Annotated in this window: 18 protein-coding genes; 14 read left to right on the top strand and 4 right to left on the bottom strand. The window is 58.5% G+C overall.

Annotation, left to right across the window (positions count from 1 at the left end; all coding sequences use genetic code 11):
* Nucleotides 1-3 precede the first annotated feature (3 nt).
* Together OKW43_RS25540 and OKW43_RS25535 are read left to right on the top strand one after the other, a co-directional pair.
* Nucleotides 4-1,968, top strand: coding sequence for a transglycosylase SLT domain-containing protein (locus OKW43_RS25540; RefSeq protein WP_429450486.1), 1,965 nt, complete (start codon nucleotides 4-6; stop codon nucleotides 1,966-1,968).
* A 4-nt stretch (nucleotides 1,969-1,972) separates the two neighbouring features.
* Entirely contained in the window at nucleotides 1,973-3,307 is a 1,335-nt protein-coding gene (locus OKW43_RS25535; protein WP_429450484.1) for a DNA circularization protein, read from the top strand.
* Between the two features lie 241 nt (nucleotides 3,308-3,548).
* Here OKW43_RS25535 and OKW43_RS25530 read toward each other — a convergent pair whose 3' ends face one another.
* A complete protein-coding gene (locus OKW43_RS25530; protein ID WP_429450482.1) occupies nucleotides 3,549-6,626 on the bottom strand; it encodes a type ISP restriction/modification enzyme in 3,078 nt (1,025 codons plus the stop codon).
* A 399-nt stretch (nucleotides 6,627-7,025) separates the two neighbouring features.
* On the bottom strand, nucleotides 7,026-9,125 hold the full coding sequence (locus OKW43_RS25525; protein WP_429450480.1) for an NACHT domain-containing protein: 2,100 nt from the start codon (nucleotides 9,123-9,125) through the stop codon (nucleotides 7,026-7,028).
* A 338-nt stretch (nucleotides 9,126-9,463) separates the two neighbouring features.
* Here OKW43_RS25525 and OKW43_RS25520 point away from each other — a divergent pair, with 338 nt between their 5' ends.
* From OKW43_RS25520 to OKW43_RS25465, 12 genes are all read left to right on the top strand, one after another.
* Nucleotides 9,464-10,528 carry a phage baseplate assembly protein gene (locus OKW43_RS25520; protein ID WP_429450478.1) on the top strand — a complete coding sequence of 355 codons (1,065 nt, stop codon included), beginning with the start codon at nucleotides 9,464-9,466 and terminating at the stop codon, nucleotides 10,526-10,528.
* A gap of 8 nt (nucleotides 10,529-10,536) precedes the next feature.
* Nucleotides 10,537-11,124 carry a phage baseplate assembly protein V gene (locus OKW43_RS25515; protein ID WP_429450476.1) on the top strand — a complete coding sequence of 196 codons (588 nt, stop codon included), beginning with the start codon at nucleotides 10,537-10,539 and terminating at the stop codon, nucleotides 11,122-11,124.
* Between the two features lie 46 nt (nucleotides 11,125-11,170).
* Nucleotides 11,171-11,581 (top strand): phage GP46 family protein, encoded by a 411-nt coding sequence (locus OKW43_RS25510; protein ID WP_429450474.1) that lies wholly within the window; start codon nucleotides 11,171-11,173, stop codon nucleotides 11,579-11,581.
* A gap of 30 nt (nucleotides 11,582-11,611) precedes the next feature.
* Nucleotides 11,612-12,724: a baseplate J/gp47 family protein gene (locus tag OKW43_RS25505; protein WP_429450472.1), complete on the top strand. Its 1,113-nt coding sequence runs from the start codon at nucleotides 11,612-11,614 to the stop codon at nucleotides 12,722-12,724.
* Nucleotide 12,725: 1 nt separating this feature from the next.
* Entirely contained in the window at nucleotides 12,726-13,331 is a 606-nt protein-coding gene (locus OKW43_RS25500) for a YmfQ family protein (protein WP_429450470.1), read from the top strand.
* 11 nt (nucleotides 13,332-13,342) lie between these two features.
* Entirely contained in the window at nucleotides 13,343-14,056 is a 714-nt protein-coding gene (locus tag OKW43_RS25495) for a hypothetical protein (protein WP_429450468.1), read from the top strand.
* Nucleotides 14,056-14,265 (top strand): hypothetical protein, encoded by a 210-nt coding sequence (locus OKW43_RS25490; protein WP_429450466.1) that lies wholly within the window; start codon nucleotides 14,056-14,058, stop codon nucleotides 14,263-14,265. The genes OKW43_RS25495 and OKW43_RS25490 overlap by 1 nt, the downstream gene beginning before the upstream one ends.
* A 1-nt stretch (nucleotide 14,266) precedes the next feature.
* Nucleotides 14,267-15,559: a hypothetical protein gene (locus tag OKW43_RS25485; protein WP_429450465.1), complete on the top strand. Its 1,293-nt coding sequence runs from the start codon at nucleotides 14,267-14,269 to the stop codon at nucleotides 15,557-15,559.
* A 483-nt stretch (nucleotides 15,560-16,042) separates the two neighbouring features.
* Nucleotides 16,043-16,444, top strand: coding sequence for a hypothetical protein (locus tag OKW43_RS25480; RefSeq protein ID WP_429450463.1), 402 nt, complete (start codon nucleotides 16,043-16,045; stop codon nucleotides 16,442-16,444).
* A 205-nt stretch (nucleotides 16,445-16,649) separates the two neighbouring features.
* Entirely contained in the window at nucleotides 16,650-17,096 is a 447-nt protein-coding gene (locus tag OKW43_RS25475) for a hypothetical protein (protein ID WP_429450461.1), read from the top strand.
* A complete protein-coding gene (locus OKW43_RS25470; RefSeq protein WP_429450459.1) occupies nucleotides 17,089-17,799 on the top strand; it encodes a M35 family metallo-endopeptidase in 711 nt (236 codons plus the stop codon). The genes OKW43_RS25475 and OKW43_RS25470 overlap by 8 nt, the downstream gene beginning before the upstream one ends.
* On the top strand, nucleotides 17,799-18,305 hold the full coding sequence (locus OKW43_RS25465; RefSeq protein ID WP_429450457.1) for a hypothetical protein: 507 nt from the start codon (nucleotides 17,799-17,801) through the stop codon (nucleotides 18,303-18,305). The genes OKW43_RS25470 and OKW43_RS25465 overlap by 1 nt, the downstream gene beginning before the upstream one ends.
* Before the next feature lie 136 nt (nucleotides 18,306-18,441).
* Here OKW43_RS25465 and OKW43_RS25460 read toward each other — a convergent pair whose 3' ends face one another.
* Together OKW43_RS25460 and OKW43_RS25455 are read right to left on the bottom strand one after the other, a co-directional pair.
* Nucleotides 18,442-18,900 carry a hypothetical protein gene (locus OKW43_RS25460; protein ID WP_429450455.1) on the bottom strand — a complete coding sequence of 153 codons (459 nt, stop codon included), beginning with the start codon at nucleotides 18,898-18,900 and terminating at the stop codon, nucleotides 18,442-18,444.
* 285 nt (nucleotides 18,901-19,185) lie between these two features.
* The gene (locus tag OKW43_RS25455; protein WP_429450453.1) at nucleotides 19,186-20,265 is read right to left on the bottom strand and encodes a helix-turn-helix domain-containing protein; all 1,080 of its coding nucleotides are present in this window, start codon (nucleotides 20,263-20,265) and stop codon (nucleotides 19,186-19,188) included.
* Nucleotides 20,266-20,328: the final 63 nt, after the last annotated feature.

Raw genomic sequence — 20,328 nt, 5'->3', positions numbered from 1 at the left:
GCGATGGCAGCGCAGGCAATCCAGTTCACCATCTCGACCGTTGACAAGGCGACGAGGACAATCAACCGGATCAACGATTCGGTGTCGCGCATGACGCGCCCATACCAGAACCTCGCGCGCAGCGTGCAACGGTTCTCGAAGGCGTCGGGGCTGACTGAAGTTGGCAAGCGGCTTGATCGTGTCGCGCAGAAGGCAGGCAAGGCGGCGGCGAATGTGACGCGCATCGGTGCGCCACTGCTCGCGCTGGTCGGCGGGGGGACGCTCGCGGGTCTGACCGATCTGGTTGTGCAATGGGAGCGCATGGGCGCGGAAACGGAGCGCACCGCGCGACTGCTCGGCATCACGGCGGGCGAATTCACACAGATGCGCAGCGCGGCGACGCTGATGGGCGTCTCTGCCGATACGATGACTTCGGGCTTTCGTGGCTTCGCCGACACGTTGCAGGATGCACGCTGGGGACGCAATCAGGCGGCGTTCGCAACGATCCAGGCGCTGGGCATTACGTTGCGCACAACGAAGACCGGCGCAACCGATACGCAGGCCGCCCTCTACGACCTCGCGGATCGTATCCAGAGAATCCAGCACGCGGACCCGGCCGCGGCGCGCAATCTGGCGCGCTCGCTGGGTGTCGAGCAGCTTCTGCCGGTCCTCGTTCGCGGTCGCCGGGGCAAGCAGGCGTATGAGGCCGAAGCGCGGCGGCTACGCGGTGACTTTACCCCGCAGATGGCCGCGCGTGCGCAGGCGTTCGCCCTGTCGCTCGATCGCATGAGTACGGCAGCCGATGGGCTGAAAGCATCGATTGCTGACAGTCTCGCGCCGGTGTTCGGCCCGATGATCGACCGCTTTACCGAATGGATTGCGAAGAACCGCGAACTGATCGCGCAGCGTATCGCGGAACTTGCGCAACGGCTTGCACGCTGGCTCGCCTCGGTCGATTGGGGCAGGTTTGCACAGGGCGTCACGGACGCTGTGACCGGCCTGATCGGCTTCGCGTCGTGGGTCGGTCGCGTGGCGGATGCCATCGGCGGCTGGAAGGTCGCCGCCATCGCGATAGCAGCCTACATGGTTGGCGGCTTCGCGCTGTCGGTGGTCTCGACTATCGCCAGTATCGGCATGCTGATCGCCCGGCTTGTGCTGCTGCGCAGGTCCTATGGCGCTGCGGGCGCGGCGGCGCGCGGGGTAGGCGGGTTGCTGCGCTTCGTCAATCCTGCGACCGTTGGCGCGTATCTGGGTCTGCATAGCGAAGACCTCAACAAAGGCGAGGATGAACAACTGAGGCGCATCCGGGCGGCCGAAGCGGCAACGGGTGGCGTGTGGCCCGGTTCGGCAAACGTCCAGCGTGCGGAGACCGCACCCGGCGCAGCGGGCGCAACCGGCGAAATGGGGGCGCCGCTCAATCCTGCTGTCGCGCAGTGGGCACAGAAACTCAATTTCGCCGGAACCGAAGCGCGCTATGGTCTGCCTGCCGGACTGCTTTCGGCCATCGCGCAGAAGGAATCGCGCGGTAACCCGATGGCGGTGAGTCCTGCCGGCGCGCGTGGACTGTTCCAGTTCATGCCCGCGACGGCGCGCGAATACGGGATCGACGCGTTCAATCCGGCGCAGGCCGCCGACGCCGCGGCGCGCAAGATGTCCGGCCTGCTCGCGCGCTACAAGGGCAATCTGACCTACGCGCTATCAGCCTATAACTGGGGCGAAGGCAATCTGGACCGCAAAGGACTCGCCAACGCCCCGGCCGAAACGCGCAACTATGCGCCGGGCGTCCTCGCGAACATGCCGTCACTCGATCCCAGCGCGGGTATCGCTTCACTCAATGCACCTGGATCGGCGGCGAACATGCAGACCGAGCCCGCGCCTGTGGTTCACGTTGACAATCACGTCCACGTCGCGCGCGACGGCAGCGTGACCGTCAAGACGCGCACGCCTGCGGGTCTGAAGATCGCGCGGCCGATGGAAGCATTCGGCTAGGTAGATGGATGTGGCCGACTATCCGTTCTTCAGCGCGTTGCAGGCCGCCTCATGGCGAGGTGTGCCGTTCGGCGTGACAGGTTCGACGCTCAAGGTCGGGCGGCGCAATGTCACGCATGAATATCCGTACCGCGACGAGGTATGGGTCGAAGACCTCGGACGCGCAGGACGGCGCATCAGCCTGAGCGGTTTTCTGCTTCAGGATGCCGCCTATCTGGGTACCCCCGGCGGCGGTGACGTGATCGCGCAGCGCGCGGCGATGATCCGCGCATGCGAGCAGCCCGGAGACAGTGACGGCGCCGATGGCGAACTGGTGCATCCGTCGCTTGGGCGGCTGAATGTCGCGCTGATCGAATTCGAGTGCGAGGAACGTTCGGAGCGCGGCCGGTATTTTGAGCTGCGATTTTCGTTCATCGAGTCGGGCGCACAGCAGTTTCCGACGCTGGCGATTGCGACGCAGGCACAGACCGGCCTGTCAGCCGTCGCCGCATTCGCGGCAGTGGCGCAGGACTTCTTCGCTACTATTTCCTCTGTGCTGTCGTCGCCGGCCGTGGTCGGCGAGATCGAACGCACCGCGCAGAACTTCGTTGTAGAGGCGCAGGCGATCACACAGCGCGCAACGAGTCTGGTTGCGATGGTGGCGACGCTAAAAGGCCGGTATGGCCGGTTCGTGGGCCAGTTCACCGCCGCCGTGCGGCAACCAACAACGACGATACAGGACCTGATCGGCGCGGGTGCGCAGGCGCGGACCGCCGTAGGCGTCGCGGGGAAAGCGCTGAGGAGCGCTGCGGCCGTCTCGGACTGGCCCGGCATGACTGACGCTACACGGACGCTGGTGGGAGCCGTGCAGAATGCGAATCCCGATCCGCATCAGGCCGTGCAATCGCTTGTCGCGTTACAGTCGTCCATCAACCTGCAGAAGCGGGCGACGGCGGCGCTCACCGCAGCAAACCGGCTCACGACAATGCTGTACCGTCGCAGCGCGGTGATCGCGCTCGCGCAGAGCACGACCGGTTACGCGCTCGCCTCGCTCGAAGACGCCGAAGCGCTGCGCGCGACGGTCTGTGAAGCGCTCGATATGGAGATCACGACCGCAGGCGATGCGGGCGATGATGCGACCTATGGCGCACTGCGCGCGCTTGAGGTTGCCGTGGTGCGGGACGTGACCACGCGCGGCGCATCGCTCGCGAGCATGCAGACGGTCAGCACGCCGGAGCCGATGCCGCTGCTGGTGCTTGCGCAACGGCTCTATCAGGACGTGGCGCGATACGACGCATTGCTACAGCAGGCCGCACCGGTTCATCCTGCCTTCGCCCCAACCGTCTTTAGCGCTTCATGAACCTAACCGGGCTGGGTGCCGTGTGACAGGCTGGGGTGATCGACTGTCATCGACCCGTTTCTGTCGTGGAGAGGCGTGATGCGACCGTCCGTTCGCGGGCCATCGGAGCCCCTCGCCGTCAGCCCGGAGTGGGCTGTCGGAGACGAGACGGGGCTGCAAATTTCCGACCAACCGTACGGCAGCTTGGAAGAAAGCAGTACCCCTGTCGCCAAACCAATCGAAGGACTCGCGACCTTTGAAACTAGCGAGTCGCGCTCGACATCTTGTCGATGATGCTTGCTGTTTCCACGCTGACCCGTGCAACACGCGAAAGCAGATCAATCGCCTGCTCCTTGTGGTCGGCGAAGCGATAGGTGTCGAAATTTTGCGCGATCGTCGTATCCCTCGACTTTTTCTCCTTGTACTGCTCAAGTGCCCAATCAATTGCGCAACGATTTCCCAAGCGAAATGCCCAAGCTTCACGAGGAAGGCCTCCGAGCGTCGTCTCGCTATCGATGACGATGCGCCCGGTGTCCACCTCGCTTCTTAGAATACTTTTTGGATCTTGCCAAACAGCGCGCGCCTTAGCGTCTGACGTGTCGCTTCGTTCAAGTGGCAAAGGCTCGACCATTTCGTAACCGATGTGAAGGCCCAGAAGCTGTTCACCCCAGCTAGCCCATTGCCAAAAAATCGCCTCCGTCTCGCCGTACAGCGGAACGCGAGGTAGCAGCCCCTTTAGGTTCAGTGTGCTTTCCTTACGATAAACGGGATCGTGAAAAACCGCGTAAATATAGTTGAAAATGCTTTCCTTATCGATCGGCCGCTTCTTCTTTCCTCGGCCCGGCTGATAGTGCTTCCTGAACTGGGTAACCGCCCAATCAGTAATGTTATCGATACGTGTTCCGTCGTCCGAATAGAGCCAGCGAGGAAACATTTGAGTTGCCCTGGATGAATAGCCGGCATCCGGAAGCCGATTGACTGCATGCACGGTGAAGGGAATCTGCGGATGGACGCAAACCATCATCACGTGGTTTTCTCTATCGAGATTGGGACCAAAGCAGGCGAAATGGTGCTCAGTCAGTACGTCGTTGAAATTTCGATCTGCGTACAGATATACTTTTGAAAAAGGGCGCCAATAGGCATTCACAAGAAGCTTCTTGTTGAATGTCGAGCGACGTCCTTGCGCGAATCGCCGTTTAAGATCTCGACTCCATTTTATCGCATCGGGAAAGGAGTCATCGTTATCGCTCACGAGCCGATTGTACGCGTCGATCATGTATTTCGCTTTGCGAAGTTCCGTTTTTGGGTCGATATCATAAACCCAGTTATCTCGATTTGAAGAATTTCCCCAGCAAAACAATCGAAATACGGCGGAATTTGCTTTTCCAGATTTTACGTTTTTATCGCCCAAAACCAGCATCGAGTCCGAATACGCCTCTGAAATCCAGTTATTGTTTTCATCCGGCTTTATTTCATCGAACTCGATCGACGAAATGCGGGCGTTGTTAATAAATGCAAGTTTTTCTTCGGCGGTCTCAAATTCGGGACGTCGAAAATAGAATATCCGGCAATCCGATTTACTAGCCTTTTTTCCATCTTGCTGACGCTTGACAAAAAAGCTGATTGCCACTCCTGTTTGAATTCCAAAGACGTTATGCTTTGTGCCCGATAGCTTTGAGTTCGATCGTACGTCGCCACCCAAATCTACCACATGCGCCACGGAAAATTCTTTGGAGATAACCTTTCGAAAACCATCAAATGTACGGCTGTCAATGAAGCTTCGATTTGTTACGAACGCCAATATTCCATTGTGATCAAGCCGGTCGCTGGCCCAGCGGAAAAACCGAGCATACATATCATAAAGTTTGGTTTTTTGGGCTGTACTTTCAAATATATACGACTTTTTTATGCGAGAATCTATCTCGGGATATTCCCGATTCTTGTTTTTGTGATTCTCGTTTGCTTGGTTGGCATTATATGGAGGGTTTCCGATAATAACGCTAATCTTGCGAGAATTTTGGCGCTTGATGCGTTCCACGTTTTCTTCGCTGACGCTGCCAAACAAATCGGCTGTAGTGCCATGAGCCGCTGTATGCAATCCCACATTGTCGAGAGTATCCACAAAGCAAAGATTCTGGAATTCCTCGTATTCGTCCGTAATCGAAGCGTAGGTCGCCTCGATGTTCAGGTTAGCCACGTAGTACGGGAGAATCGCTACTTCGTTAGCGTGCAACTCTTCTTTGTATTTGTGACGGAGCTTGGAAGGTTGACCACGAAAATATTCGAGCAATTCACAAACGAAGGTTCCCGTCCCGGTGGCTGGATCTAAAATTTCAACATTCTTATCGATTAGATGGCGATCAAAATACTTTTCACAAAGCCAGTCCGTACCTTCGATCATAAAACGCACAATTTCGTTGGGCGTATACACGACGCCGAGGCGGTCAGCAGCCTTTTTGTTATATTCTTTATAGAAATTTTCGTAAATTACCTTTAGAAAATTTTGCTTTTCGTGGTGGCTGTTTATCTGAGCAGCTGCGGCACGTATTGCAGCATAGTACGCATCGAGCCCACGCAAAGTCTTTTTCTTAAGTCCGCCGGTAAAAAAAGTTTCCTCAAGTTTGTAGAGTTTTCGTGCTACGTTGTTGTCACGATGGAAATCACTGTCGAAAACCTTCGAGAAAATCTCTTCCGTTAAAATGTGCTGAATCAGCATTTCTCGAACATCCGCCTCGGTAAGATTTGGATTTATAGCCTCTTGAGCATGTTTCAAAAAGCTAGCAGACGCACTTCGAAATGCAGCGTTTTTAGTATATTGCGAGTCGATCATGTCCCGAAGTGCTTGCAGAACGGCTGGCAAATCAGATTTGAATTGCTTAACTGCCCTACGAAAATTGTCTATCTCCGGACGCTGATACGAAAAAAACAATTTAAGAAGCTTTTCTAAATCTTGCACATTGTCGACATCGCACCGCATTACTTCCTTGCGATTTTGAATTAATACCGCGCGCGTGCTATCTTCAAAAATTATATTATCCTGCGGATATCCGCGTTTGAATTTCAACGCTATCTCCGCATCCAAATCATCCTTCGAGTCTTTTGCTTCCCAGTAACCGAAAGGCACGCGCAATTCGTGCAGCAAGGCTCCGTCGACAAAGCGGACCTCTTTCGTCAGGCTGTCTATCTTGTATTCAGGGATAAACACGAGGTCCAGTTGCTTACCCCATCGTTTCAAAAGATCTTTGAACGCCTCACGAACGACAGTCTCTCGATGCGTGCCACCGACCTTTTTAAGGCGGTCTAGCTCAGCAAGGTAATGAGTTATCAGAATTTGGCTCACGCGTGTATCTTCCTTTCTTGAGCAGCAATTACACCATAGGGCGACGGTATCCCGCTAGGAGTCGGAGCATGATTTGCGCTCTTTGGGGCGTACGTGGTACGTAGGAGCGTGTGAAGGAGTGCTCGGTCGCGTGCTCCAAGCAGCTGCCATCGTGCGGTAACTCTATTAGCCGACGCTGGTCCGATGTCGCTAGCGCGGCACAGAGCGGTCATTGCGCGAGGCTATATCAGCGTCGCTTCATGGCCCGACAATCGCCTTACGCAACAGCAGGACGACTAGCTTTGGGCGCATGATATGCAACTGGCATAAACAACGACCCGGAGCGGTCGGTTTGATCTCCGGGAATCGGCCATTTAACCGAGCTTGGGACAAACTTGCCGACTGAGCCAACGGCCCAGGTTATGGCTCCATCGCATTATCCGATCCCTGAGCTCCCCCGCCCTTCGAATCCCCCAGCAGTCCCCGACGTACTCGCACTGCAAACGCGCTGAATGCCGGATTCCAGGGCACACCAGGGCGGTGAGCGATCTCGTAGACTGCGAATCCGCCGTTGCCCTTGCTATCCCCGATGGAGGCGATACGAACCGGAGCATGTGGTTCGTCGCCCTCGTTGAACGTGCAAGTGAGAAACCCACCACCCTTTAGCGCATCCCCAAGCCAAAAAAGTCGATGGCTCTCCAGAAGCCATGCGCCTGGAAAATTCTTCCCGAACGCATCCCGATGGGACTGAAGATAACCGTACAGCCAGAGCATTTCTAACGTTGACGGGAGGCGTCCCAACACGACCGGTTCCGGCACCACACCGCTTGGCCGGTTCAGTAATCCCAGTTCATACGAAACCTCGCGCGCAATAGACGACAGTGGTTCCATATAGATTCTTGGATCGTCCCCGGCAGGTGCCGACGAGATGAACCTCCAGGTTACTCCGCGAACTAGGTCGGTCAGTGTAGTGACACCATCGTCCTCTTTTACTCGATATGACTTCATTACCCACGACTCGTTTATCCGCGAGGCATCTGCATCGATCCCGCCTGACTGCACAATTGATACGATTCCAGACCTTGATTGGAGAATGGGATGAGATTCGCGCTTCAGGAGTGGCAGCATGCCGGTCTCCGCCAGATCCCTGTCGAATATCGCCGTGACGCGGAGATCGCCCCCGTTCGTTGCAACGTGTCGGCTTATCAGGAGTTGCGTCATTAAATGCGTCCAGGGAACCCTAAAACATTCTTCTCTCCCATCTAGCGTAGCGCTCACAAAAAGGTATTCAAGTATCGACCGATGTGCGAACTTGTAGTAGCCGTTGATATCACGATTCAGTAGGGACCGTGAGGTAAGCTTCCAGCTCTCGGCATCGTTGCCGTACGAGTCAGCGATGGCCCCAAGTTCTTCGGGACTAAGTCGATCCATTCCGCCGTTTTGTTGTTGCACGTAAAGTCGCACCGCGAGACTTTTTGAGATAGACAGGAGCGTTGTCTGGTCTATCCAATCGCTTTCCCGTTGCAGCCACTTATCCACCATATATTCGTACAGTTCAAAGAGTTCGCTTTTCGTTGTGTGATCTTTGACTAGGTCTGGCACAAGTGCGAGCAGCATTGGGCGCACTGACAGCTCAGGAATCGAGGCGACCATCTGCCTCGCGCGCGCGCGCGCGCGAAAGGTCGCCAACTTATACCAAGGAAAATGCGACTTGACATACTGTTCAATCTGCTCGGGCGAAAATGGAGCCAAATACAGTCGGCGCATCGGATACTCGCGCGCCTCGCCGGCCTTTCTAGGGCCGAGACGAATAATTCTGCTTCCAGCCGGAATATCATCATCATGCAGAAAAAATTGCGACCTGCATGTGACTATCACGTGTTGGAAGTTCTTTGCGCTTTCCATCAATTCAGCGAAGCGCGTTTCTTTGTCGCGAATCGCTACCGCGTCTTCGTCTAATGCGTCGAGAAACAGCATTGTCTCTTGAGGAAAAGGAATAGCCTTGATGACTTCAATGGCGTCAGCTCGTCCAAGGGGCACGATAGCTACCTTGCGAGTCTTTCTGAACTTTGCGTAGAAGTTGATGCAGAACGTCGTTTTCCCCATTCCTGAATCAGCGAGCAGAATGAGATGCAATCGCTCCCGCGCAGCGCTGGTTGCCTTGAGGATGGCATCGAGTAGCGGCCCTTGTACTGGAACGTTTCGAAGATCCGCTTCGTCCGAGGGATCGATCGAACTGGCATCCGGCCATACATAGCCGGTTATAGCATCGCGAACGTCGCTCTTTGAAAAAGACGCGACCCGCGTTTGTTCAAACATCTGAGCGACTACCTTGCCAGCTGCGATATCAGTGGAAAGCTTTCGGACGTAAAGTATGGCTTTCGCCACAGTGGCTATACCTGCGGCGGCGCCCATGAGCACCTTTGCAACTATCCGTATGTCGGCGTTTGTGGCAAGCCACGAAACGTCTTGCTTTATGGCCGCCAGTGCTGGGCCAGTAATGGTTGAGAGGTCGATCATTTATTTTCCTTTTTGGCCGCAGCAGCTGGTCGAGTTTACTTGTTTCGACCGGCGCTTGATTGCCGGCCTGTAGAGTCGGCGCGACAGAAGAACTCGATCACTTCGTGTATGGATCAGATGGCGATGCACGAGGATTTTGGCCCGAAAAAGTTTTGAACGCGACTGCACAATAACCTCGATCTCGCGGATCACGTGCTAACCGCGGCAACCGGTTTGATTTTCGACGATCTACGGCGGCGTCGATTGACCGTTGATTGGCCGATAGGCGGCAGTCGCGTCCAGTGCTGATGGCGGGCTTACTACGCTCCTTGGTCGCGTCGAATACTATCATTGCCCCCATGAGCGACGACGTTTCACTGACCGTCAGCGGTTCGACCGTCGCGGGTTGGAAAAGCGTCCGCATCACGCGCGGCATGGAGCGTATCCCGGCCGACTTCGATATCTCGATGACCGAGCGCTTTCCGGACACTACAACGGTCGTGGTGATGGAAGGCGACCCCTGCGTCGTGAAGATCGGCGCGGACGCGGTCATTACCGGCTACGTTGACCGGGTGACGGAAGCCGTGAGCGCGACAACGCATACGCTGTCCATTTCCGGACGCGGCAAATGCGAAGACCTCGTAGACTGCGCCGCACAATTCGATTCGTTCCAGTTCGTCAACATGGCGACCGCCGACATTGCGGCGCAGCTCGCGCAGCCGTTCGGCATCCACGTCAAGGCGCTGTCGCCTGGCACGCTGCACCCGCAGGTCTGTCTGAATGTCGGGGAATCACCGTATACCGCCATCGACCGTCTGTGCAAGCTCGCGCAGGTACTGTGTTACGAGGACGCGGACGGTGATCTGGTGATCGGGCCGCTATCGACCGGAGAAGCCGCAGGCGGCTTCGCGATGGGCATCAACGTCGAACAGGCCAGCTATGCGCGTGATATCTCGCAGCGTTTCAGCGTGTACCGCGTCTATCTGGTCGGTACCGGCATTTTCACGGATGCCGGTCAGCAACCGCTCGCCGAATACACGGTGGCCGATGACACGATGCCGCGTTTCCGACCGAAGGCGTTCATCGCGCAGAATGGGGACGCGGGCGCGGACGTCTCGAACGCGCACGCGCTGTGGGAGTGCAACCGGCGCATCGGGCGCGGCAATGTGGTGACCATCACGGCCACGTCATGGCGCGATAGCGACGGCGCGCTCTATGCGCCGAACACGCTGGCTGCGCTGTCATTGCCGCAACTCAAGGTGATCGACGGCGCGAAGTGGACGCTTGGTGAAGTGACCTACCGACGCGACACCAGCGGGACCGGCTGCGAAATCACGCTGATGCCCCCGGAAGCATTCCAGGGCGAACCGATCCTCTATCTGCCGTTGCCTGCGGACGCTGCTGCCGCACTCACGCAACGATAGCGTCAATCGTGGAACACCTGTTCTGGAGCCTCGTTCGCGCGCTCGGACGTGGACGCCTTACGCGGGTGGATGATGGCGGCGCGGTCCAGCTTGTACAGATGCAGCTATCCGCGAACGAGACACGCGACGGCACGCCGCGACTCGCGGAATACGGGTTCCAGTCGAATCCGCCAGCGGCGAGCGACGCGCTCGCGGTGTTTCTCGGTGGCGACCGCACCAACGGCGTCGTGATCGCGTGCGGCAACCAGCAGTACCGATTCCGCAATCTCGCACCGGGCGAGGTCTGCATCAGTGATGACAAGGGGCAATCGGTCTATCTGTCCGCAGCGGGGATCGTCGTCAACGGTGGCGGTCAACCTGTCACGATCACCAACGCGCCGCAGATCACCGCCGACGCGCCGCTGTTCCGCTGCACCGGGGATATCGAGGGCGACGGCAATATCACCTGTGCGGGCGACATGCGCGACAACAGCGCGACCAACCCGCACACCGCCGCCGGTTCGCGCGCCGTCTACAACTCGCATCATCATCCGGTGCCGGACGTGCAGCGCGGCAGCGACGCCGCAACCAGCGGCATACCGCAACCACAACTCTGATTTCCGCGCCGTGGGCGATATCTCGACCGTTTGGAATGTTCCGGACATGCGCGGCGACTGGATGCTTGCGGGCGCGTCCCTGCGATCCGGCGACGATCTACAGACCGCCGTGCTTATCAGCCTCTTCAGTGACCGGCTGGCATTGCCGAGCGACGAAATACCGGACGGCGACCGGCGCGGTTGGTGGGGCGACAGCGCCGACTACCCGATTGGCTCGCGCCTGTGGCTGCTCTCGCGGGTCAAGGGACCGCGCGATGGATCGGGCAACATCGCGCAGCGTGCCGGCGACTACGCGAGCGAGGCGCTGCAATGGATGCTCGATGACGGCGTGGTCGCGCGCTTCGACATTACGCCGCAGTGGATCACGCCCAACCGGCTCGACCTGGCGATTGTCGCGAGCCGCCGCGACGGCACGCGCGTCGCGATGAACTTCCCCAGGGTGTGGACGGGAACCTAGCCCCGACCGGTAGTCCCATTCTCAAGGCGCATGCCTTTCTCACGACCGACGCTGACGGCCCTGCGCAATCAGGTTGCGCAGGAACTGAATGCGAACCTGCCGGGTGCCGATGCCCTGTTGCGCTTCTCGAATCTGCGCGTGCTCGGCGACATTCAGGCCGGGCTCGCGCACATGCAGTACGGGTATCTCGACTGGATCGCATTGCAGGCTACGCCGTTCACGGCGACCGATGAATTTCTCGAGGCGTGGGGCGCGCTCAGGGGCGTGTTGCGCAAGAGCACGTCGCAGGCCTCGGGTCTTGTCACATTCACCGGCACCGAAGGCATACCGGTCAATACCGGAACGGGACTCAAGCGCAGCGACGGACTGCCCTATACGGTCACTGCGGCGGCTGCCGTCGAAGCCGGTAAGGTCACGGTGCCTGCAACCGCGAACCCGGACCCGGCAGGACTGGCAGGCCTGAACGGCGATTGCGCGGCCGGGACGCAATTCACGCTCGCCAGCGCGATTCCGGGTATCGATTCGACCGGCTTTGCCGCAACGGCATTCCGGGGCGGCGCGGACATTGAATCGAACGATGCCTACCGTGCGCGTGTCCTGTTCGTCTACCAGAACCCGCCGCAGGGTGGCGCAGCGAGCGACTATGTCGCTTGGGCGCTGGCCGTTCCGGGCGTGACGCGCGCGTGGTGTACGGGCAATGGCTACGGTGCCGGTACGGTCATCGTGTTCGTGATGCTCGATGAGGCGAACGCGCAGCATGACGGTTTCCCGCAGGGCAGAGACGGTGTCGCGTCAGCCGAGACAAGAGACACGCCCGCGACTGGCGACCAGCTCATCGTGGCGAATGCGATCTATCCATTGCGGCCCGTTACCGCGCTGGTGTATATCGTCGCGCCAATGGCGCACCCGGTCGATATCAGCATTCGCGGCGTCGCGCCCGACAGGCAGGACGAAGCGCTCGCGGCCATTGCCGCGCTCATGAAAAGTGAGGGCGAACCGGGCGGCTTCCTGATCCTCGCGCATCTGTGGTCGGCGATTGCCGCCGTGTCGGGCATCAATGATTTCCTCATTCTCTCGCCGACTGACGACGTGATGCTGCCGGCCGGTGCGCTGGCGGTGCCGGGCGTCATCACGTGGTCATGACATGATTCCGGCGCGCTATAGCCGCACGGACTATGCGACCGTATTGCGGCGGCTGCTGCCGCGTGGCCGTGTCTGGACGCGCGAGGACAGCGGCACGCAGGCCGCCGTGCTCGATGCGCTCGCGAACACACCCGCGACGCTCGATAGCGACGCGCTGACGCTGATCGCGGGCTCGTTCCCGGCAACCGCCGACGCGCTGCTACCCGAATGGAATGCGTCCCTCGCGCTGCCTGATCCATGCTTCGGGCCGTTCGACTCTGACGACGAGAACCGGCTGCAGATCGTCGCACGACTGATCGGCACAGGTGGGCAGTCCATCGACTATTTCAGGGCGCTCGCCGCGACGCTCGGCTACACGATCACGATCACGGAATTTGCCGTTCACCACGTCATGCGTGCAGTCACGGCACCGCTTGCCGACACCGACTGGGCGCATGGGTGGCTGGTTGATGTCATCAGCGCGCCGCCGCCGCGATGGAACACGGTCGCGGACCCCGTAGACAATCCGCTCTCCGCGTGGGGCACCTCGCCCACGCTCACCATGATCGAATGCCTGCTGCGTCGCTACGCGCCTGCACAGTCGGTCGTGGTGTTTTCCCATCACTGAAAGGAACCGACGTGGACCGCTATTGGGAAGCGAACAGCGCCGCCCAGGCGCCAGCCGTGCCCGTTGATAACGAGGGCGGCTTTCCGACAGACGGCAGTCTGTCTGCTGCGATTGCGCCGACGACACCGGGCGCCTGGTGGTTCCATTCGGTCACCGAAGAGCTACGCAATGCCATCGTCGCGCTCGGCGCATCGCCCGACCATACGAAGGTCGATCAACTCGCGCAGGCGCTGCTTGCGGCGCTCGCCCATCTCGCCGTTTCGATCAGATATGAAGACGTGATCGGGACGCCTGCACCGCTCGGATTTACGCCCGTTGAGCAAGGCGGCGGCGTCAGCCAGGGGGCGAACAAGGTTCATATCGGATGGCGAACCAACGGCAGCGGGCTGGGTGTCACGGTTGACCAGACCGACGAAGGCAACGTGGTCTTCGAGGCTGAGCTGCAGGGCAACGTCAGCAACCTGCAAAACAACATCAACAACGTGAACAACGCGGTGAACGATCTGCGGGGCCAGGTGGGCGGCGCATGGACACCGGCCAACCTGCAACCGCTCAGCGGAAACGGAATCGGGTGGGTGGCGTTCATCGTGCGTGCGGGCGATAGCAGCCAGTCCGCGCCGGAAGGTACGGTCGCAGCGCTGCCGGGGCGCCCCGGAACGTGGCTCAGCAGCGGCAATGCGTCCGCTGCGGGCGACTACTGGTGCGTCTGGACGAGGATCGCGTGATGGACATTGTTGCTGTCAGGAATCCCGCATGGGCCGACGCGGAACACACCGGCATTCGCTGCGAGGTCCACTTCGGGCGTTTCGACAATTTCATGCCATTCATCGCCATGCCGGACGATCCGCACGAGCACGGTCGCGACATTTTCGAGGCGTGCCTCGCGGGGGACTTTGGCGATATCGCCGACTTTGTACCGGGTGACGGGGAATGACATGGATCGCTACTGGCAGGCCAACGCGATCGGGAATGCGCCCGAAACACCCGCAGATAATCCGGGGGGCTTTCCGGCGAACGGCAATCCGGTTGCAGGCCTGACCGGAACCGTGCCCGGCGAATGGTGGTATCACGCGATCACCGAGGAACTGCGCAACGCCATTGTGGCGCTCGGAGGTACGCCCGACTTTACCCAGGTCAACCAGCTTGCGGATGTCCTCGTTGAGTCGTTCGCGAAAACGGTCAGTAAGATCACCGGCAGTCTTGCAACGGTTGCCACCACTGGCAGCTACCACGACCTGACGGATCAGCCGGATATTCCTGCGGCGCAGGTCAATGCCGACTGGAACGCGGAAACCGGTATTGCCGCGATACTCAACAGGCCGGTCATCCCGAAGCCGCAGGTCGGTTCGACCCTGCTTGCCGTCACCGTCTATTCGGTTGTCGCGCAAAGCGTCACGTTCTCGGCCGGTTCACCGGTCATCACATGCGAGTTCGACGCGCCTCTCACCGGATCGCCAGTAACTTTCAGCAGTACCGACGCGTTACCGGGCAGCATTGCGCCAGCCACGACCTATTTCGTGGTTCAGGTATCCGCCGACCAGAGCACATTCCAGATTTCCGGCACGCAGGGCGGCGCACCCATATCGATGACCGACGCGGGAACGGGTATTCACGCGATGGCCAACCCGCCGTGGCGCAAGTCGGACCATAACCCGGCCATCGTGGAAGCCAGCATTCAGGGCGCGGGCGGTTCAGGCGGCGTAGCGAACCGTACGTCGAATACGGGGACTGCCACGGGCGGAGGGGCTGGCGGTTATGCGTGGCTGCGTCGCCATGCGGAGAGCCTGCCCGACGAGCTTGAAACCGTCATTGGCGCGGGTGGCATCGTGCCGGACTCGGGCAACGCGGGCAGGCAGGGAGCGAATACGTATCTTGGCAGCCCGCTATCACCCGTTGCCTACGCGACCGGTGGCGCTGGCGGGTCGGGCTCGGCAACGATTGCCACGCTGCTCGGTGCGCCGGGTGGAACAGGCGTGAACGGCGACCTGAACGTGCGCGGTGAGGGTTCCCTGCCGGTTGTCAGCACCACGCTATCGAACTACACCCCAGGGGGGAAATCCATGTACGGCATTGGCGGTATGGGCGCCGCCTATGGTCCGTCCGGGGCGACGCCGGTCCGTGATGCCTCGGGTCGTGGGGCGGGCGGGGGTGGCGGACTTGGCAGTTCCGGGTCGTTCACGGCTGGCCGTGGCAGCGACGGACTGCTGGTCATACGTGAATACAGTTGATGAGGACACGGCGCGGTAGATGTCTACCTGTCGCGCAGGGGAATCCCATCATGCGACGCTTTGCACTGATCCTTCTCGTTCTCGCGGTCCCGATGCTCACGGCCTGCACCGTCATTTACATCGAAGGGAACGACAACACCGTGAGCGGCATTGAAGGTAATACAGGCACGATGAAAGTGCCCTCAAGCCTTCGCGACAGTGCACTATCCCAATAATCGCGAATTCTCCGGCATCCGCTTATAATCGGAATGCCGTCAAAACAGCGACGGATCAGGTTTAGCAGCCTGAAAAACGATGAACCCAGGGCCTGCCTATGCAGGCACCTGGCTGCTGCCGTTCGTCCTTCTATGGGCGGGCCGTGGCGGGGGAGCCGCAAGGCTCGCCGGTTCAGTTCATCGTTTCCGGTCTGCTAACCCTGCCAATGTGCCCGCTCACCACTTCCCTATGTGTCCGGGCGATCCTTCACGATAAACGGGACCGCGCATGACCAAACCCACCAGAAAGCAGCAATCTCCATCCCGCCCCCCTGTAGACGCTCTCCAGTATGAACAGCTCGCGCTGGCCGCCTTCCATCTTTGCGACCGGCAGGGGCAGCAACTCCGACATCTGATTTCACTTGCGACCTCGATGTTCAGGAGTCCTGCTGTGACTGTCGAGGAAAGACACGAACACCGCAATCTTCTGGAGCTAATGATCCAGATCGGCGAGGACTACCACGCGACCAACCGCTGCGATCAGGAACTGTTCACGGTGCTTGCGCTCGACGCCAAGGGGCTTCCTAACCGCCAACTGACACCGGCGGACGCAGCAGCGATTCTCGCTGACGCTGCGCAGGGCGCGAACGGGAAACTGGCGGCTATGGACGCTTCGCGGACAAAGCACTAACGGGCGTCGATCACTTACGGGAAAAGCGGCTCAATGCCGCTTTTTTTTGAATAGTGATACTGGAAAAATGCACCTTAAATTGAGACAGGCAGAGTAATTGTAAAAATCTGTCAAAACGGCGTTATCTCAATTTAAAGTCGTTGACCGTGTCGCGTTTTAGATGATTAATTCGTCGGGTGTGTTCTGGAAAAACAGCAGAGGTCAGATGGAACAACAGAAACAGGATGAAACCGGGAGCAAGGAAGAGTGCGGGCTTTGCCGTATCACCTATTCAATCTACTCAAACTTCCCGCCAATGCCGTCCGCAATGGCGCTGAACGCCGAAACCGGCGAATGGTTTCCATTCGATAGGCTGAAGTCGTATCGAACCGGTTACGAGATGGCAGAAGCCCTGGGCACCGCATGGGCGTGCGACTGTCGCGGACGCAAGGCAGCCCAAGAACAGGAGTCGAAGCGTCACACTCACGACGAGCAATACACACTCAAGGATCGCGACGGCAAGCCGCTCGTCAATGTGCGTTACCGGGTCGTTCTTGACGGCGAGCGGGTGAAAACGGGAATGACGGATGCACAAGGAAAAACCGAGCGTATCAGGACTATTTTTGCATCGACTTTGAGATTCTACGTTACAGGAACAATCAGGGATGAATGATTTTGATGACCGGAACAAATACGGGTTCAAGGCAAGTGAAGATGAAGAATGGATCGAGGTTCATTCTGGCGCCGTTACCAATACAAATCCCGGGTCAATGGTCCATGTCACAATCAATACGGCCCGCATCTGCCCGAACATAAGCAATAGAGAATTCAGAAAAGAGGTGATGCGCGCACGTGATATCGGTGTCGAGCTAGTCAAGAGGCGGATTGAGGGGCTGGCACGTTGGGACTCGAAAGAGCAGGATCGTGTGCAAACCTTCTTCGCGCGCGCGGATGAACCTACGAGAACGGTGCTTAGTGATGGTCTGCCGCGACTGCTTGCAGCAATGCAGGAACTGGTGCCTGAAAAAATCATTCGATGGGACAGTGAAACAGGCAAGGCGCTTTCATGTGACCTCAAGCCAAGTTCCAAATCTACTCAAGCCGCTGTGTGCAAGCCCGATTCAGAAAAACGGATTATCGTTATTCATGAAGCGTTCTGCGCGAGCCCGTTTGGCAGGCTGGCGATCGGTTGTAAGATAAAAACGATAATCCACGAATGTAGCCACTTCACCGACACGTTTAATTCGGAAGACTCCGTGTATGTCGATTCGGAAGCTGGGGCGCGGATATGGGCGCAGAATCATCCAGATGAGGCGATTGTAAACGCTGACAGTATCACTGGATATATAGCAACCTTCGATAAAGAAATAAAATAATGAATAACAAAATGAAATCTTGGTGTCGTGCATTGGTTGCTGCTCTCGCCTTAACCGCCTGGTTTTGTGAGTCGGCGTATGCTAACCGCTCGCAGGAAATCGTTCGGAAGCCAGCAGGAACATGCCGATTCCTTGAAAGCGTTGAACTGGAGTTGCCATTCAATACTACGGAGCTTTCGAAGGAACAGCGGCAGACAATTAAAACGGCTTTCGAACGGACAAAGGAATGGCCCAAGGTAGAGATTCAGGCATTTATAACTGCTGGCGCCTATACTGGCGAACGCGATCTGGAAACGTTAAAGGAGCATCGCGGCAAACTGGTGAAAGCATATCTGACGGGACTAGGTATCAGAAGCAAAGACATCTATATTGGGACTAAAACTATGACGGATTTCTTTGTGGTGAAGCGGCCTGACGGCGAACTTGCTGTCCAGGCAATCTATATCGAATTAACTCCCATCTGCGGGGGTAGTTGCCAATGGATGTGCGATGCAGCCTTGGAATAGCATAAAATTAATTCGGAATCGTGGCACCGCGCACTATTCGCGGCGCTAATCCAATCCGTATGCATACGAACAGGGCCCCGCTTCAGCGGGGCTCTTTCATGCGAAAAGGCCCGCGCCGTAGCGGGCCTTTCCTGCGTTACGCGTGCATCCAACGATTAACGCCATGAGGCACGCCATCACGATGCCACTTGCGCCGTTCTGCTGCGATCTTCTCCAGCAGTTGCAACACCGCTTCGCGGTTGCCGGTTTTATCCGCCTGTTCCATGGCAGCCGTGTATTGATCAGGCGTCGGCTCGACGCCATCACAGCACCGGTTCACCACCACCGTCAGCGCATCCATCGGCGGGCCGGCATACCGGGCACGCAACGACGATAGCGCGTCAGGCAAGAGTCCCGTCAGGTCGTCGGTCTGCAACACGGCGGCGCTGATTTTCAGCACAGGTTCCATCCACGCCAGCAATTCTGACGAATGCTGCTTTCGCACTTCGAGCGAGCGAAGATTGTCATAGCAGCGCTTCCTGTTGTTATGGTCGAACGTGGCGGGCGCGAAACGATACGTGAACTCGGTTCGCGTCCATCCGAGGTATTCACGCACATACGAGACATTTGCACCAAGCCTCATTTCCCTACCTCCAAAAGGCAAAAAAAAACCCGCACACAAATGGGCGGGCATTACCACACACGTCGCAGTCCGAGGATGGGACCGCGACGCTTTACAACGCGATGCTATCCATCCAGGGTGGCTGCGGACGCGCGCGGGCGCTGCGCACCAGTCAGCACATTTCTCACTTCCGTTCTGCACCGGTATGTACAGGAACGAAGCGGTCTTATGCTTGTGCCTGCAACTGAATCTCGCTTTTCCATCGATTTTTCTCCGGCGTTACGGGTGCGCGCGATGCGCGTTATCGTTACGAGCCGCACGGGGTTCTGTTCGATGCGCAGAAGCGCCGGGCCGCGATGTATTTTCGAATTCAAGACCTCGGGGGCGCAGCAGCTGCACGGGCTTGCAGGAAAGGACAAGCGCCAGTGTCTTCCGGGTCCGGTCGCGCAGCACGGATAACGCTTCCATACCCTTGAAGGTCTTGGATGTACAGCCGAAGGCTTTGGCGCACTGGTCGATCGTCATGCGCCGGTACATTCGCCAGGCGGTAATCGGGGATCTGCCATCGATCAGGTACGCCATCACGGCGTCGGGATACTCAGTGTCGTCGGGTGCAAATTGGGCCACATGGCCTTTTGGGGCAGGCACGGACTGGTAGGGTTTGGTGCAGGAGCCAGGTTGCGGGGTCAACTGCCCGGTCGTGCAGTCGTACACGTCCGCGAAGCGCTTCAGTGTCTCGACGCTGGGCACGTTATAGCCGCGTTCGTGCCAGAGAACCGTGTCGCGGGAGAGGCCCGCGAGTTCAGCCGCCTCAACGGGCGTCAGGTCCCGATAGAGTCTCCACGCCCGCAGGTTGTAGTTGCCTTGCTCGATCAGTCGCGCAACCTCATCAGGAATCGGCTCGACAAATACACGCGGAAAGAATATCTGCTGCTTCGCGGGGCGGCGGGGCGTCAGGGAGGCCGGTTCTTCCTGGCAGGACACCGCAAGAGCGCCTGATGACGTTTCCGACACCGTGGGGAACTCGACAACTCGCGTTGCCTGCTGCATCAGCCGTTCTTCCGGCGTCAGAAACAGCCGTTCGGCGCGTTCACGTTTTGTCCGCGGTTCGGGGAGCGTGGGCCGGAACGGCGCATCGACCGGGACCGCAACATCGGGTACGCCTGCCAGCCCCGCGAGCGAACTGCGATAAGCGCGGCGTGGTGTTTTTTCTTCCAAAGCTATCGCCTGTGCGCGTAGCGCGGCGTTCCTGAGTTCCACAAACTGGTCAAACAACCATATCGGCATTTCAACCCGCAGTCGTTTCCCTTCGTGATCGGTTATGAACTGGCAGGAAGACAGATCAAACCCGTAATTCATTTGTAACCCCCGGAAGAATAGCGCGGTCATCCGGGCCGCGCGCGTTACCCATTCGGCTCGGCC

The sequence above is a fragment of the Paraburkholderia sp. WC7.3g genome (assembly GCF_050436345.1).
Lineage (GTDB): Bacteria > Pseudomonadota > Gammaproteobacteria > Burkholderiales > Burkholderiaceae > Paraburkholderia > Paraburkholderia podalyriae.
Note: the sequence above shows the minus strand (reverse complement) of the source record. Positions and strands in the feature narration are given on the sequence as shown.

Bases quoted from the DNA above. Each gene is read 5' to 3' on its own strand.
- OKW43_RS25540 (WP_429450486.1), top strand. From the start codon at position 4: ATGGCAGCGCAGGCAATCCAGTTCACCATCTCGACCGTTGACAAGGCG.
- OKW43_RS25535 (WP_429450484.1), top strand. From the start codon at position 1,973: ATGGATGTGGCCGACTATCCGTTCTTCAGCGCGTTGCAGGCCGCCTCA.
- OKW43_RS25525 (WP_429450480.1), bottom strand. From the start codon at position 9,125: ATGATCGACCTCTCAACCATTACTGGCCCAGCACTGGCGGCCATAAAG.
- OKW43_RS25520 (WP_429450478.1), top strand. From the start codon at position 9,464: ATGAGCGACGACGTTTCACTGACCGTCAGCGGTTCGACCGTCGCGGGT.
- OKW43_RS25510 (WP_429450474.1), top strand. From the start codon at position 11,171: ATGCGCGGCGACTGGATGCTTGCGGGCGCGTCCCTGCGATCCGGCGAC.
- OKW43_RS25505 (WP_429450472.1), top strand. From the start codon at position 11,612: ATGCCTTTCTCACGACCGACGCTGACGGCCCTGCGCAATCAGGTTGCG.
- OKW43_RS25500 (WP_429450470.1), top strand. From the start codon at position 12,726: ATGATTCCGGCGCGCTATAGCCGCACGGACTATGCGACCGTATTGCGG.
- OKW43_RS25490 (WP_429450466.1), top strand. From the start codon at position 14,056: ATGGACATTGTTGCTGTCAGGAATCCCGCATGGGCCGACGCGGAACAC.
- OKW43_RS25485 (WP_429450465.1), top strand. From the start codon at position 14,267: ATGGATCGCTACTGGCAGGCCAACGCGATCGGGAATGCGCCCGAAACA.
- OKW43_RS25480 (WP_429450463.1), top strand. From the start codon at position 16,043: ATGACCAAACCCACCAGAAAGCAGCAATCTCCATCCCGCCCCCCTGTA.
- OKW43_RS25475 (WP_429450461.1), top strand. From the start codon at position 16,650: ATGGAACAACAGAAACAGGATGAAACCGGGAGCAAGGAAGAGTGCGGG.
- OKW43_RS25470 (WP_429450459.1), top strand. From the start codon at position 17,089: ATGAATGATTTTGATGACCGGAACAAATACGGGTTCAAGGCAAGTGAA.
- OKW43_RS25465 (WP_429450457.1), top strand. From the start codon at position 17,799: ATGAATAACAAAATGAAATCTTGGTGTCGTGCATTGGTTGCTGCTCTC.
- OKW43_RS25455 (WP_429450453.1), bottom strand. From the start codon at position 20,265: ATGAATTACGGGTTTGATCTGTCTTCCTGCCAGTTCATAACCGATCAC.